Genomic DNA, 14,323 nt, shown 5'->3' with positions numbered 1-14,323 from the left:
CGGCAGCGCACGGGGCCTTCCAAGGACCGCTACCTGACCACAGAAAGAATAATTAATCATTTAAAATCAGTTGCTTGTTTGTGCGCCGGCAACTGCCTCCCGACCCAAAGACAAAGGCCCCGGCGGTTCCCGCCGGGGCCTTGTTGGTCACCAATGCTGTAACAAACTTCAGTTTGCCTGCCGGCGCAGGAAGGCCGGGATATCAAGATGGTCGTCACCCTGTGGCGCCGGCGCAACAGGTGCCGGACGGCCATGGGCGTCCAAGCCCTGCGGAGCCGGGCGCTTCGCATATTCAGATACCGGCGATTCGTTCGCCGCGATCTGCTGGGCGACGCTGCGGGCCTGCTGCTTGCGATCTGGCAGCGGCGGCATCGCCGGGCTGAAGGAACGCGCCGCGATCGGCGGCTCGCTCTCCTCGTCGCGGCGGCCGAGGCCGACATTGGCGAGGCGCTGCAGCAGCGACAGCCGGGTCTTCTGCGGATGTTCCTCATGGGCCTCGGTTCCGCTGGCCTGGCGGATCTCGGCCTGGGCCGGCATCGGCAGGTCCTCGAATTTCGGCATCCGCGGCGCGCGGACCGGGGACCGTTCGGCCGCCTGCGGGATGAAGGTTTCCGGCGGCATCGCTTCCTGCTGCTCGACCCTGGTGACGTCGTGGTCGGGGAACAGGCTCGGCTTCTGGGCGATCGGGCGCACGGTGACGTCACCGTAAGAGCCCTGCTGCATCTGCGGCGCAACCGGCGCGCTGTCGGGGGCGACCGCGGCGGCGATCGCCGCCAGCGCGGCGCGCTCGACATTACCAGCCGGGCGCTGCTGGGCGGGGGCCGCGGCAGGCGCCTGCGCGATCGGGGTCACCGTCACGCCGGTCGGCGGTTCCAGCTTCTGGGCGCGATCGGCGAGACGCTGATTGTCGGCCCGCAGGCGTGCGGTCAGGTCGGCCAGCCGGCTCTCCGGAGAACCGCCGGTGGCCGGCGCGGCGGGCGCCTGGGCACGGGCGATCGCAGCCTGCTCGATGCCGGTCGCAACCACCGAGACGCGGATGATGCCGTCGAGCGACTCGTCGAAGGTGGCGCCGACGATGATGTTGGCGTCCGGATCGACCTCCTCGCGGATGCGGGTGGCGGCTTCGTCGACCTCGAACAGGGTGAGGTCCTTGCCGCCGGTGATCGAGATCAGGAGGCCGCGGGCGCCCTTCATCGAGCTATCGTCGATCAGCGGGTTGGCGATCGCGGCTTCCGCCGCGGTTAGCGCGCGCTTCTCGCCGGTGGCCTCGCCGGTGCCCATCATCGCCTTGCCCATTTCCCTCATCACCGCCCTTACGTCGGCGAAGTCGAGGTTGATCAGGCCTTCCTTGACCATCAGGTCGGTGATGCAGGCGACGCCCGAATAGAGCACCTGGTCGGCCATCGCGAAGGCGTCGGCGAAGGTGGTCTTCTCGTTGGCGACCCGGAACAGGTTCTGGTTCGGGATGATCAAGAGCGTGTCGACCACCTTGTGCAGCTCGGCAATGCCGTGCTCGGCGGTGCGCATGCGGCGGCCGCCCTCGAAGTGGAACGGCTTGGTCACGACACCGACGGTGAGGATGCCCATGTCGCGCGCGGCCTTGGCGATGACAGGCGCGGCGCCGGTGCCGGTGCCGCCGCCCATGCCGGCGGTGACGAACACCATGTTGGCGCCCGAGAGATGATCGCGCAGCTCGTCGATGACCTCCTGCGCGGCGGCGGCGCCGACGTCGGGCTGCGAACCCGCGCCGAGACCCTGGGTGACGGCGGTACCCATCTGGATGATGCGCTGCGCCTTCGACATGGTCAGCGCCTGCGCATCGGTGTTGGCGACGACGAAGTCGACGCCCTGCAGGCCGGCGGTGATCATGTTGTTGACGGCGTTACCACCCGCGCCACCGACACCGAAGACGGTGATGCGCGGTTTCAGCTCGCTGATGTCAGGGGGGGTCAGATTGAGTGCCATGGTTGCCTCTCTCGTTACGCGCGCGTGGGTTCGCCCCGGCCGCAGGGCGCGGGAGTTGGTGAAAATGCAATGTTCCGGGGTGTGGTCATCAGAAGCCCTCGCGAAGCCATCGTCCGACCTTTCCGAAGTAACCGTCAGTCCCTGTCCTGAGCTGCCGCGTGCGCCGCGGTTCGACATGTTCAAGGTGAGCGTATTGCGGATAGACGAGCAGGCCCGTCGGCACCGCGAACGATGAGCCCTTCGCTTCGTTCGGCAAACGGCCGAAGCCGAGCGGACGGCCGATGCGGACCTGGCGGTTCAGGATGCGGGTGGCCAGCTCGACCGTGCCGGTGAGCTGCGAGGCGCCGCCGCTCAGCACGACCCGCGCCCGCGGCTCTGCCGCAAACGGGGAATCCGCGAGCCGGTCACGGACCATTTCGAAAATCTCCTCGGCGCGATGCCGGACAATATTCGCGATCGTGGCGCGGGAAACGATTTGCGGCGTCTCCCGGTCATCGCCTGCAGTGGGAACGGACATCAGCTCGCGCGAGTCCGAGCCGCCGGTCAGCACTGTGCCGTATAAAGTCTTGATTCGCTCGGCATCCGCAATGCACGCTCCGATGCCGCGTGCAAGATCCATCGTGATGTGTTGCCCGCCGAGCGCAAATCCCGATCCGTGCACGAAGCGTCCGCCCGAATACGTCGCGATTGTGGTGGTGCCCGCGCCCATTTCGACGACGGCAGCGCCGAGATCGGCTTCGTCGTCGGTCAGCACGGACAGACCTGCGACATAAGGACTCGATGCCATCGCTTCGACATTGAGATGGCAACGCTCGACCACCAGCATCAAATTCTTGGCGACGGTCGCGTCACCAGTCACGACGTTCATGTCGACGCCGAACTGCCGCGCCACCATGCCCCTGGGATCGCGGATGCCCTTGACGCCGTCGAGCGCGTAGCCGACCGGCAGGGCGTGCAGCACGGTGCGGCCGGCGCCGGTGGCGTGGCGCATGCCCGCCGAAGTGACGCGGCTGATATCGTCCGAGGTGACCGAGCCGCCGCGGATATCGGCAGCGGCTTCAACGAGTTGACCATGCAGCCGGCCGCCGGAGACGGACAGCAGCACGGACTCGACGCGAACCTTGGCCATGCGTTCGGCGAGCGCCACGGCATGCCGCACCGCCTTCTCGCATTCGGCGAGATCGACGACGGCGCCGGCCTTGACACCGCGCGACTGGATCTGGCTGTAGCCGATCAGCTCGACCGCATGGGTGCGGCCGCGCAACGCCTCGTTCGGCGGCGATGGCTTCAGCCGCGCGATCATGCAGGCGATCTTGCTCGAGCCGACGTCGAGCGAGGCCACCAGCGCGGTGCGCTTCGGCATCGGCCGGGTCTTCGGGGTCAGATTGCGATCGAGGCCGGTCATGCGGAGTCACCGGCTTTCTTCTTGGTCTTCTTGTCCTTGAACAGCTCATCGCGCGCCTTGCCGGCCTCTTCGGACAGCTGCACGATCAGCCGGTCGGGCAGGCGCATGTCGACGGCGACGATATCGCGCGAGAACAGCTTCTCCTCCTTGTCGAGCTTGGAGAGCACGGCAAGCGCGTTGCCGACGTCGTATTCGGGCAGACGGATGTCGAGGCCGTCCTTCAGGCGCAGATTCCAGCGCCGCTCGCCGACGAAGATCGCGGCCTTGGTGACGGCACGGACCTGCGGGTAGCGATCGAGCAGCGCGAGGAAATCCTTGGCGCGGCTGTCGGCGCCCTTGCCCACCACCAGCGGCAGATTGAGGAAACGGCGCGAGACATAGGGCTCGAGCACCGCGCCGTCGGCGGCGATGACCGAGAGCCGGCCGTTCTCCTGCCACAGCGCGAACGCAGTGCGCTCGACGATGTCGATCTGCAGCCGGCCCGGATAGAGCTTCAGGATGGTGGCGTCGGCGATCCAGGGATTGGCCTTGAGGCGGTCGCGCACCGTCTCGGCATCGAGGAACAGCAGCGACGAGCGGCCGTTGACGCCGCCGATCGCGAGCACCTCGTCCTGGCTGAGCTGCCTGCGGCCGTTGATGCCGACGGTCGTGATGCGGAAGCCCGCGGCATTGGCGAGCGCGTTGCGGGTGTCGCTGAGCGCGGTGACGAATTCCTCGACATGGCCGCCTTTGACGATGCCGAAGCCGGCGCTGCCGAGCAGGATCGCGACCGTCGCGGCCAAGCCGACGCGGCGCGGCAGATAACGCTCGACCAAAAGGATGAAACGGTTCGGCGGCTCGCGGTCGATCACCGGCGGCTTTTTCGCAGGGCGCTGGCGGCGCCGTGCCAGCCAGGCGCCGACATACTCGCGCGCCAGCACGACCGCTCCAATAGCGGCTGCCTTCAGGTCAGCTTGAGGCCCCAGCGATCGCAGCGATCGAGTGAGGCGTCCTGCACCGTCCATTGCACGAGCTCGTCACATGTTGTGCCCGCAAACCCCGCGGGTCCCGGCACAGGTCACGTCTCAGCAGATACCGGTGGGATAAGAGTTGGCCCCCTGTTCCCTGGTTGCGATCCTCGAAGCGGTAATCCGCGACAGCTCACGCCCCGGCAGCCAAGCGCTACATGCGCCGCCAGCGTTAACCTTCGGGCTTCCTGGTAAACAAACGGTAAATGACACCGGCCCAAAGCATGTTTTGATCAACGCTCTGAGTACTTTGCCGCGAACCCGTTAGCATTTTAGCAACAGCGGCGGGTTCCATCCGGGGTCGAGTCGACCGGGTTCCCGGGTTATTTCGGTACCCGGCGGCAGGCCAGCTCAATCTGGTCACGCAGGAAATCGGCAAAGCCAATGCCCTGAGCCTTCAGCGCTTTTGGGTACAGGGATGCCGCGGTGAGGCCGGGGAGCGTGTTGGTCTCGAGGTAGACTGGGCCCTTGGCCGACACGATGAAGTCGCTGCGCGAGTAACCGGTACAGGACAGCGCGCGGTGGGCGCGCAGCGCATGATCCATGATCGCGGCGCTGACCTCCGGCGCGAAGCGGCCGGGACAGATCTCCTGGGTCGACTTCAGGAGGTATTTGGCTGTGTAGTCGAAGCCGCCCTCCGCCGGCACGATCTCGATCGGGGGCAGCGCTAACACCGCGCCGTCGGACTGTTCGAGCACGCCGCAGGTCGCCTCCACGCCCGAGACGAACGGCTCGATCAGATATTCCTCGGTCTTCGCGGCATTGCGGACGGCGACGATATCCTGCTGCGCGTTGACGAAGATCAGCCCGTAGCTCGATCCATCCTTCGCCGGCTTTGCGATCAACCGGCCGTGCTCGGCGAACGCCTGCGCGATATTCTCGACGGCGATGCCTTGCGGCGCATTCACGCCGGCGAACGCGGCAAAGCGCTTGGCCGACGGCTTGTCGAACGCCAGATGCGACGCCGCCGATCCCGAACCCGTGAACGGGATGCCGCGCAATTCGCACATCGCCTGCAATTCGCCGTTCTCGGCGCGGCCGCCATGCAGGCCGAGCACCAGCACGCGGTTCTCGGCACGAGCCTTGTCGAGCGCGTCGGCAAACGCGAGGCCCTGGCCATCGGGCTTGAAGTCGACCTCGAACGGACGGGCGTGGTTGAGCAGCTTCTCCGACGTCACCGCGTGCACGGTGTCGTCGACGTCCCAGAACCACAAATCGGCGTCCGGCAGCGCGCGGTGCAGCGCCTGCGCGCTCGCCACCGAGACCAGCCGCTCCTTGTTGGTGCCGCCGAAGAGAATGGTGACCTGCATCAGCTGTTTCCGATCCGCTTGATTTCCCAGTGCAGTTCGATCCCCGATGTCTCCTTCACCCGCTCGCGCACGGTTTCGCCGAGCGTCTCGATATCATGCCCCGTGGCGTTGCCGGTGTTGATCAGGAAATTGCAGTGCATCTCCGAGACCTGCGCGCCGCCGACTTTGAGGCCGCGGCAGCCGGCGGCATCGATCAGCTTCCAGGCGCTGTTGCCGGGCGGATTCTTGAAGGTCGAGCCGCCGGTCTTCTCGCGGATCGGCTGCGCGGTCTCACGATGGGTCTGCACCTCAGCCATGCGCGTGCGGATCGTCTCGGCATCAGTGATGCGGCCGCGGAACCGCGCCGATGTGAAGATGATGGAGGGATCGACGCCGCTGTTGCGGTAGACGAACTTCATGTCGGGATTGCTGAACGTGTGCTTGGCGCCGTCACGCCCGATACCGGTGGCTTCCACCAGCACATCCTTGGTCTCGCCGCCATTGGCGCCGGCGTTCATGCGCAGCGCGCCGCCGATCGTGCCGGGAATGCCGTAGAAGAATTCCATGCCGCCGATCCGGGCTGCCGCCGCCGTCTCCGCCACGCGCTTGTCGAGCGCCGCGGCACCGGCGGTGACGATATCGTCAGTGGCGCTGGTCTCGCCGAAGGCGCGCGGCGCGAGACGGATCACGACACCGGCCATGCCGCCGTCGCGCACGATCAGATTGGAGCCGACGCCGACCACATAGACCGGCAGCTCCGCCGGCAGCTGCCTGAGGAAATAGGCGAGATCGTCTTCGTCCGCCGGCGTGAACAGCACCTGCGCCGGACCGCCGACACGAAACCAGGTCAGCTCCGCCAGCGACTGGTTCGCCAGCAGCCGCCCGCGCAGCAGCGGCATCGCGGATTTCAGCTCGGGCGTGATGTCGGGGAAAGTCACGGTCACCCCAGCGCCTTCAATTCACCGGGCAGCGCGTAGGCCCATTGCGTGATGTTGCCGGCGCCGAGGCAGACCACGAGGTCGCCGGACTTTGCAACACCGTGCACGATGTTCGCGAGCGCGCCGGCGTCGGGCAGCGGGATCACGTTGCGATGGCCGTGGGCGCGCAGGCCGGCGGCGAAATGGTCGCGGTCGATGCCTGCGATCGGCGCCTCGCCGGCCGGATAGACCTCGGCGACCACGACCGCATCGGCGTCGTTGAAGCAGGTGCAGAACTCCTCGAACAGCGACTGCAGACGGGTGAAGCGATGCGGCTGCACCACGGCGATGATCTTGCCGTTGGTGGATTCCCGCGCCGCCTTCAGCACGGCTGCGATTTCGACCGGGTGATGGCCGTAGTCGTCGATCACCGTGACGCCGTTCCATTCGCCGGTCTTGGTGAAGCGCCGCTTGACGCCGCCGAAGCTCGCCATCGCCTGGCGGATGACATCGTCGGACACGCCGAGTTCATGCGCGACGGCGATCGCCGCCGTCGCGTTCGAGGCGTTGTGGCGGCCGGGCATCGGCAGGTTGATGTCGGCAATCTCGTGAACCGCGCCGCTCGTGCGACTGCGGATCGCGACCGTGAATTTGGAACCGCCGCCCATGGGCGTCAGGTCCTTGAGCTGCGCGTCGGCCTGCGGGTTCTGTCCGTAAGTGATGATGCGGCGATCCTCGATCTTGCCGACCAGCGCCTGCACCACCGGATGATCGGTGCACATCACGGCGAAGCCGTAGAACGGCACGTTCTCGACGAAATTGCGGAACGCATCCTGGATCGCCTCGAAGGTCTTGAAGTGATCGAGATGCTCGGGGTCGATATTGGTGACGATGACGACGTCGGACGGCAGCTTCAGGAAGGTGCCGTCGCTCTCGTCGGCCTCGACCACCATCCACTCGCCGTCGCCGAGCCGCGCATTGGAACCGTAGGCATTGATGATGCCGCCATTGACCACGGTCGGATCGAGCCCGCCAGCATCGAGCAGCGTCGCCACCATCGTGGTGGTCGTGGTCTTGCCGTGGGTGCCGGCGATCGCGACGCAGCGCTTCAGCCGCATCAGCTCCGCCAGCATCTCGGCGCGCCGGACCACCGGAATGCGCTGCGCGCGCGCCGCCATCAGTTCCGGATTGTCGCGCTTGATCGCGGTCGACACCACAACGACCTCGGCACCATCGACATTCTCCGCGGCGTGGCCGACCGAGACCTTGGCGCCCTTCTTGCGTAGCCGATCGAGGTTGTAATTGTCCGAGGCGTCGGAGCCCTGCACGGTGTAGCCGAGATTGATCAGCACCTCGGCGATGCCGCTCATGCCGATGCCGCCGATCCCGACGAAATGAATGGGCCCGATCTCGCGCGGCAGTCTCATGTTGCTAGCACCTTCATCGTGTCCGGACTCACCCCGGCAGTTCTTCGACTTATGAAAGACGCGGCTCGCCGGGACAAGCCCGGCCGTGACGTTCCATGGCCGAAAATCCCCGAAAACGGCCTAAATTCCCGCCACTTTCGTCACCAGATCGGCCAGCCGTTCCGCGGCGTCGAGCCGGCCGACGCCGCGCGCGGCATCGGCCATCGCGGTCAGTTTATCGGGCTCGGCGGCGAATGCGGAAATCTCCGCCGCCAGCCGCTCGGCCGTGAAGTCGGCCTGCTTGATGCGCAGCGCACCGCCGGCGTCCGACAGCACGCCGGCATTGGCGAACTGGTCCTGATCGATCGCACCGGGCAGCGGCACCAGGATCGAGGGCCGGCCGATGGCGCCGAGCTCGGCCACGGTGCCGGCGCCGGAGCGCGAGATCACCAATTGGCTCGAGGCCAGCCGCGCCGGCAAATCCGAGAAGAACGGCGCCAACTCGGCATTGATCTTGAGCCGGTCGTAGACCGCACGCACCCGCGCCATGTCCTCTTCGCGCACCTGCTGGGTGACGATCAGCCGGCCCCACAGCGCCGGATCGAGCTGTTCGATCGCCGGCGGCACGATGTCGCTCATCACGCGCGCGCCCTGGCTGCCGCCGACCACCAGCAGACGCAGCGGACCGCCGGCTTCGGGCAAGGTGTATCTCACCGCCGCGGCCGCCAGGATCGCCGGCCGCATCGGCGTGCCGACGGTGGTCGCCTTGCCCGCCAGCGCGGGATCACGGTCGAGCACGCCGGGCAGCGAGGTCGCGATCGCATTGACGCGGCTGGACAGGAAACGGTTGGCACGGCCGAGCACCGCATTGGCGTCGTGGATGATGCCGGGCACGCCGAGCAGGCGCGCCGCGAGCAGCGGCGGCAGGGTCGGATAGCCGCCGAAGCCGACGACAGCTGACGGCTTCAGCCGGCGCACCACATTGGTCGCGACCAGCATCCCATAGCCGAGCGTCAGCGCGGTGCGCGCCAGCGAGATCGGATTGCGGCTGCGCACGGTGGCGCTCGGCACGAGGTCGATGCTCTCGCGGCCGAACAGCCCGGAGTAGCGCAGTGCGCGGCCGTCGGTCGCGAGCCGCACGCGCATGCCGCGCCGGATCAATTCCACGGCGAGCGCCTCCGCCGGGAACAGATGGCCGCCGGTGCCGCCGGCCGCCAGCAGGATCAGGGGTGCGTTGTCCATCGAACGCTTTCTACAAGCATTGTTCCGTCATTGCGAGCCAACGGGTCGCGCGAAATGCGCGCCCGATGACAGGCTCCGCGAAGCAATCCATGGCGCCGCATATTGGAGAGATGGATTGCTTCGTCACTTCGCTCCTCGCAATGACGAGAGACACTACGCGTAGGCGCGCTGGGAACTCGCGCCTTCCATCGATTCGATTTCGGTGCGCGGCCGCTGCCGCGTCAGCGCCAGCATCATGCCGACGCCATAGGCCAGCGAGACGATCGACGAGCCGCCATAGGAGATGAACGGCAGCGTCATGCCCTTGGCCGGGATCAGTTGCAGATTGACCGCCATGTTGATCGCCGCCTGCACGCCGAACAGGATCGCGAGCCCCGATGCCGCGAAACGCGAGAACATGTCGTCGGTGGCGTAAGCGCGCGTCAGGGTGCGGATCACGATGAAGGCGAACAGCGCGACCAGCATCAGGCAGAGGATGATGCCGAACTCTTCGGCGGCGACCGCGAACACGAAATCGGTGTGGCTGTCCGGCAGGCTGCGCTTGGCGATGCCCTCGCCCGGTCCGAGCCCGAACCAGCCGCCGTTCCAGAACGCTTCCATCGCGGTGTCGACCTGGAAGGTGTCGCCGGAGGCAGGATTCATGAAGCGCTTGATGCGGCCGGCGACGTGCGGCACCAAAAGATAGGCTCCGAACAGGCCGGCGCCGGCGGCGCCCGCCAGGCCCAGCACCCAGATCATCCGCATGCCGGCGATGAAGAACAGCGCGCCCCACACGGTCAGGATCAGCATGGTCTGGCCGAAATCCGGCTCCATCACCAAGAGCGCCACCAGCGTCAGCAGCAGCACCATGGCCATCGAGGTCGCCGGCATCTCAGGCCGCTTGGTCGATTCCGCGAACAGCCAGGCCGCGACGACGACGAAAGCCGGCTTGGCGGATTCGGAGGCCTGGATGTTGACGCCGAGCAGCGTGATCCAGCGCCGCGAGCCCTTGACCTCGGGCCCGATCAACAGCGTCACCACGATCAGCGCGATCGAGACCGCGAGCACGATCAGCGCGGTGCGCCGGATCTGCCGCGGCGACAGGAACGACACCCCGATCAGCACCATCAGCGACGGCACCAGGAACAGGACGTGGCGGTTGAAGAAGTGGAACGGATCGAGCCCGATCCGGGTCGCCACCGGCGGGCTCGCCGCCAACGACAGGATCACGCCGGCCAGCATCAATCCGGCGATCGCCACCAGCAACAGCTTGTCGACGGTCCACCACCAGTCCGAGAACGGGGTGCGTTGGTCACGGGCGAGCATGGGCGTCCCCAGATGGCAGAGAGAACGTCCATTCGTGGCCCAGGATGGTTGCCAGGGAGTTAACGGGACGGATCACTTTTGAGGGATGCGGTGTGACCGCCGCACACATCGCCGTCGTCCCGGCGAAGGCCGGGACGACACCGAGTATGTGGCGCGGTCCAGCCAGTAGCCCGCATAAGCGAAGCGACATGCGGGACCTTGGCGGAACCCGGATGTCGCCTCGGGCTACCGGGCGACTCTCAGCGCAATCAGCCTCGGATACATCTCGGGTCCGCCGGGCATCTTGGTGATCACTTCGCCATCGTTCGACTGTACCAGCGTAAGGATCGTGTAGGCCACAACGTGCGCCGACACGTCGAGGAAAGCGACGGAGACGATCGCGTGGTTCGGGACCGGGCGATAGCGCTGAAAGACGACGCCAACCCGGAACGGATTCTGCCAATTCGCCGCAGCATCGCGAAGCTCTAGGTCAACGCCCAGCGAACCAAGCAACCTCGCCGATCTCACCGAAGACCACGGGATTGACAGCCCGGAGCGACGATCCCGCAAACCATCCGTTGCAATCTCAAGAACCGCATCGCCGCGCATCGCGTCCCAAAGGCAGGTGCAAGCCGTGCCCGTGAAGATCACACCATAAAACAGCATCGCCACCATCAGAAAGATCAAGCTGGCGAAGGCGAGAATGGAGCTCGGCCATTGCGAGGGGTTGATGAAGGAAGCAACGGGCGCTCCCAAAACCACGACGAGGCTCAAGAACGCGCCCATCGGAAGCAGGCAGAGGAGCCCGAGCGCAAGGGCGGGGAGGCCGAGCAGCACATTCTTGCCGCGATCGGGCAACGCGACGATCGGCAACGGCACAGTGATCGGCGGAGGCATCGGGTTGCTGAGCCGGAGCTCGCCGGGGATCAGAACGGTTTCGCGCTTCGTGACATCGTCGTCCATCACGGCCTCGCATCACACCGCGGCAGGAGCACCACCGCCACTCCAACATGTAGGATGAGTCGAGCGAGCCGACACGTCCGTTCACCGTTCCCAGCAACGGGGTTAATGGAACGCTGTCACTCGTAGGATGGGTGGAGCGCAGCGATACCCATCAATATCCGTCGGGGCGGCGATGAAGTAGCGCTTCGCTCCACCCGTCCTATGAAGCGGGATCGTCACACCACCGGCTTGACGCCCGGCAGTGCCTGGACGAGATCGCGGAACGCGGCGCCGCGGATTTCGAAGTTGCGGTACTGGTCGAACGAGGCGCAGGCCGGCGACAGCAACACCACGGCTTCCTTGATGCCGGAGGCCTCCGCATCGCGCGCAGCGCTGGCGATGGCGACGTCGAGCGTGCCGGACATCTCGTGCGGGACGCCTTCGCCGAGCGTGCCGGCAAATTCGGCCGCCGCCTCGCCGATCAGATAGGCCTTGCGGATGCGCGGGAAATAGCCGGTCAGGCTGGTGATGCCGCCGGCCTTGGGCTTGCCACCCGCGATCCAGAAGATATCGGCAAACGACGACAGCGCATGCGCGGCCGCGTCCGCGTTGGTGCCCTTGGAGTCGTTGACGAACAGCACGTTGCCGCGGCGGCCGACCTGCTCCATGCGATGCGCGAGGCCGGGAAAGCTGCGCAGGCCGTTCTGCAGCACGCTGGTCGAGATGCCCATCGCAAGCGTGCAGGCAGCGGCGCAGGCTGCGTTCTGCGCATTGTGCAGGCCGCGCAGCGAGCCGATGCCGCCGAGACGCGCGACCTCGCTGCGTGCCGCACCCGACGCGCGCACGATGGTCTCGTGCTCGACATAGAGGCCGTCGGGCAGTGGGTTCTTGACCGAGATGCGCACCACGCGCTTGCCGGTGCGTTCGAGCCGGTCGGCGATGTCGCGGCACCAGCTGTCGTCGACGCCGACGATCGAGGTGCCGCCCGTCTGCACGCCCGCGACCAGCCGCTCCTTCACCGCGGCGTAATGCTTAAGCGTGCCATGACGGTCGATATGATCCTCGGTGACGTTGAGCAGGATGCCGACCGACGGATCGAGCGAGGGACAGAGGTCGATCTGGTAGGACGACATCTCGATCACGTGCACGCGGCCCATCCGTGGCGGCTCCAGCGACAGGATCGCGGTGCCGATATTGCCGCCCATCTGGGTGTCGTAGCCCGCGACCTTCATCAGATGCGCGATCAGCGCCGTGGTGGTCGACTTGCCGTTGGTGCCGGTGATGGCGACGAACGGCGCGTTCGGCGCATGGCGGCGCCGCTCGCGGCAGAACAATTCGATGTCGCCGATCACCTCGACGCCGGCCTCGCGCGCCTTCGTTACGCTCCAATGCGGCGCCGGATGGGTCAGCGGCGCGCCGGGGGTGAGGATCAGCGCGGCGAAATTCGCCCAGGAGACCGTGCGCAGGTCGGCAGTGGTGAAGCCGGCCTGCACCGCCTTGGCGACATTGTCGCCGCTGTCGTCGGCCGCGATCACCTCGGCGCCGCCCGCCTTCAGCGCATGGCAGCTCGCAAGGCCGGAGCCGCCGAGGCCGAACACCGCGACCGTCTTGCCTGCGAAGGAGGTGACGGGGATCATGATGGCTCCACGGTCATTCCGGGGCGATGCGCCAGCATCGAACCCGGAATCTCGAGATTCCGGGTTCTCGCTTCGCGAGCCCCGGAATGACGATGGTGAGAGAACAGCACCATCACCGCAGCTTGAGCGTGGAAAGGCCGGCGAGCGCCAGCATCACCGAGATGATCCAGAAGCGGATCACGATCTGCGGCTCGGTCCAGCCCTTCTGCTCGAAATGATGGTGCAGCGGCGCCATCCGGAACACGCGCTTGCCGGTGAGCTTGAACGAGGTGACCTGCACGATCACCGACACCGCCTCCAGCACGAACAGGCCGCCGATCACCGCGAGCACGATCTCGTGCTTCACCGCGACCGCGACCGCACCCAGCATGCCGCCGAGCGCGAGCGAGCCGGTATCGCCCATGAAGATCGAGGCCGGCGGCGCGTTGAACCAGAGGAAGCCGAGGCCGGCCCCTAACACCGCGCCGCACAGCACCGCGAGCTCGCCGGTACCGGCGACGTAGTTGATCTGCAGATAATCCGAGAACACCGCGTTGCCGGTCAGATACGAGATCATGCCGAAGCTCGCCGCCGCGATCATGACCGGCACGATGGCAAGGCCGTCGAGACCGTCGGTCAGGTTCACCGCATTGCCGGCACCGACCATGACGAAGGCGCCGAAGATCACGAAGAACCAGCCGAAATTGATCACGAGGTCTTTGAAGAAGGGAATCACGAGCGAGGTCGAGGACACGTCGCGCCCGAGCCGCACCAGCGCATAGGTGGCGGCGAGCGCGATCGCCGCCTCGATCAAGAGCCGCAGCTTGCCGGCGAAGCCGCTGTGTGACTGCTTTGTGACCTTCAAGTAATCGTCATAGAAGCCGACGAAGCCGAAGCCGAGCGTCACCGCCAGCACGATCCAGACATAGGGATTGAGCGGATTGGCCCAGAGCAGCGTCGACACCACGAGCCCCGAGAGAATCATCAGCCCGCCCATGGTCGGCGTGCCCTTCTTGGAGATCAGGTGCGATTGCGGGCCGTCGGTGCGGATCGGCTGACCCTTGCCCTGGCGCAGCCGCAGATGATCGATGATCCACGGCCCGAACAGGAAGACGAACAGCGCACCGGTCACCATCGCACCGCCGGTGCGGAAAGTTATATAGCGGAAGACATTGAGGGCGCTGCGGAATACTCCGAAGCCTGGCACCGTGTTGGACAGCTCGATCAACCAGTAGAACATTCAAAAAGCC

Annotated in this window: 11 protein-coding genes and 1 pseudogene; all 12 read right to left on the bottom strand. The window is 66.4% G+C overall.

The window, feature by feature from the left end; translation table 11 throughout:
- Positions 1–168: 168 nt before the first annotated feature.
- The 12 genes and pseudogenes from ftsZ to mraY all read right to left on the bottom strand — a co-directional run bounded on the left by ftsZ (position 169) and on the right by mraY (position 14,313).
- Positions 169–1,965 (bottom strand): cell division protein FtsZ, encoded by a 1,797-nt coding sequence (gene ftsZ, locus JQ633_RS02675; RefSeq protein WP_211982038.1) that lies wholly within the window; start codon positions 1,963–1,965, stop codon positions 169–171.
- A gap of 88 nt (positions 1,966–2,053) precedes the next feature.
- A complete protein-coding gene (gene ftsA, locus JQ633_RS02670; RefSeq protein WP_211982036.1) occupies positions 2,054–3,370 on the bottom strand; it encodes a cell division protein FtsA in 1,317 nt (438 codons plus the stop codon).
- Positions 3,367–4,374 (bottom strand): cell division protein FtsQ/DivIB, encoded by a 1,008-nt coding sequence (locus tag JQ633_RS02665; protein WP_211982035.1) that lies wholly within the window; start codon positions 4,372–4,374, stop codon positions 3,367–3,369. The genes ftsA and JQ633_RS02665 overlap by 4 nt, the downstream gene beginning before the upstream one ends.
- Positions 4,314–4,610 (bottom strand): annotated as a pseudogene (locus tag JQ633_RS35095) (D-alanine--D-alanine ligase); the annotation flags it as partial. The gene JQ633_RS02665 and the pseudogene JQ633_RS35095, both read right to left, overlap by 61 nt.
- Positions 4,611–4,700: 90 nt before the next feature.
- Positions 4,701–5,687 (bottom strand): D-alanine--D-alanine ligase family protein, encoded by a 987-nt coding sequence (locus JQ633_RS02660; RefSeq protein ID WP_211982033.1) that lies wholly within the window; start codon positions 5,685–5,687, stop codon positions 4,701–4,703.
- Positions 5,687–6,604 (bottom strand): UDP-N-acetylmuramate dehydrogenase, encoded by a 918-nt coding sequence (gene murB / locus JQ633_RS02655; protein ID WP_211982760.1) that lies wholly within the window; start codon positions 6,602–6,604, stop codon positions 5,687–5,689. Before murB ends, JQ633_RS02660 begins: the two co-directional genes overlap by 1 nt.
- 2 nt (positions 6,605–6,606) lie before the next feature.
- On the bottom strand, positions 6,607–8,010 hold the full coding sequence (murC, locus tag JQ633_RS02650; RefSeq protein ID WP_211982031.1) for a UDP-N-acetylmuramate--L-alanine ligase: 1,404 nt from the start codon (positions 8,008–8,010) through the stop codon (positions 6,607–6,609).
- A 120-nt stretch (positions 8,011–8,130) separates the two neighbouring features.
- Complete coding sequence (murG, locus tag JQ633_RS02645) at positions 8,131–9,231, bottom strand: undecaprenyldiphospho-muramoylpentapeptide beta-N-acetylglucosaminyltransferase (protein WP_211982030.1); 1,101 nt, start codon at positions 9,229–9,231, stop codon at positions 8,131–8,133.
- A gap of 153 nt (positions 9,232–9,384) precedes the next feature.
- Positions 9,385–10,536, bottom strand: a complete 1,152-nt coding sequence (gene ftsW, locus JQ633_RS02640) for a putative lipid II flippase FtsW (RefSeq protein WP_211982028.1) — start codon at positions 10,534–10,536, stop codon at positions 9,385–9,387.
- A 225-nt stretch (positions 10,537–10,761) separates the two neighbouring features.
- A complete protein-coding gene (locus JQ633_RS02635; protein ID WP_211982026.1) occupies positions 10,762–11,478 on the bottom strand; it encodes a hypothetical protein in 717 nt (238 codons plus the stop codon).
- Between the two features lie 215 nt (positions 11,479–11,693).
- Positions 11,694–13,094, bottom strand: coding sequence for a UDP-N-acetylmuramoyl-L-alanine--D-glutamate ligase (gene murD, locus JQ633_RS02630; RefSeq protein ID WP_211982024.1), 1,401 nt, complete (start codon positions 13,092–13,094; stop codon positions 11,694–11,696).
- A gap of 112 nt (positions 13,095–13,206) precedes the next feature.
- The gene (mraY, locus tag JQ633_RS02625; protein ID WP_211982023.1) at positions 13,207–14,313 is read right to left on the bottom strand and encodes a phospho-N-acetylmuramoyl-pentapeptide-transferase; all 1,107 of its coding nucleotides are present in this window, start codon (positions 14,311–14,313) and stop codon (positions 13,207–13,209) included.
- Positions 14,314–14,323: the final 10 nt, after the last annotated feature.

Origin of the sequence: Bradyrhizobium tropiciagri, from assembly GCF_018130505.1 — a bacterium.
In the GTDB taxonomy this organism is placed as follows: Bacteria; Pseudomonadota; Alphaproteobacteria; order Rhizobiales; family Xanthobacteraceae; genus Bradyrhizobium; species Bradyrhizobium tropiciagri_B.
Note: the sequence above shows the minus strand (reverse complement) of the source record. Positions and strands in the feature narration are given on the sequence as shown.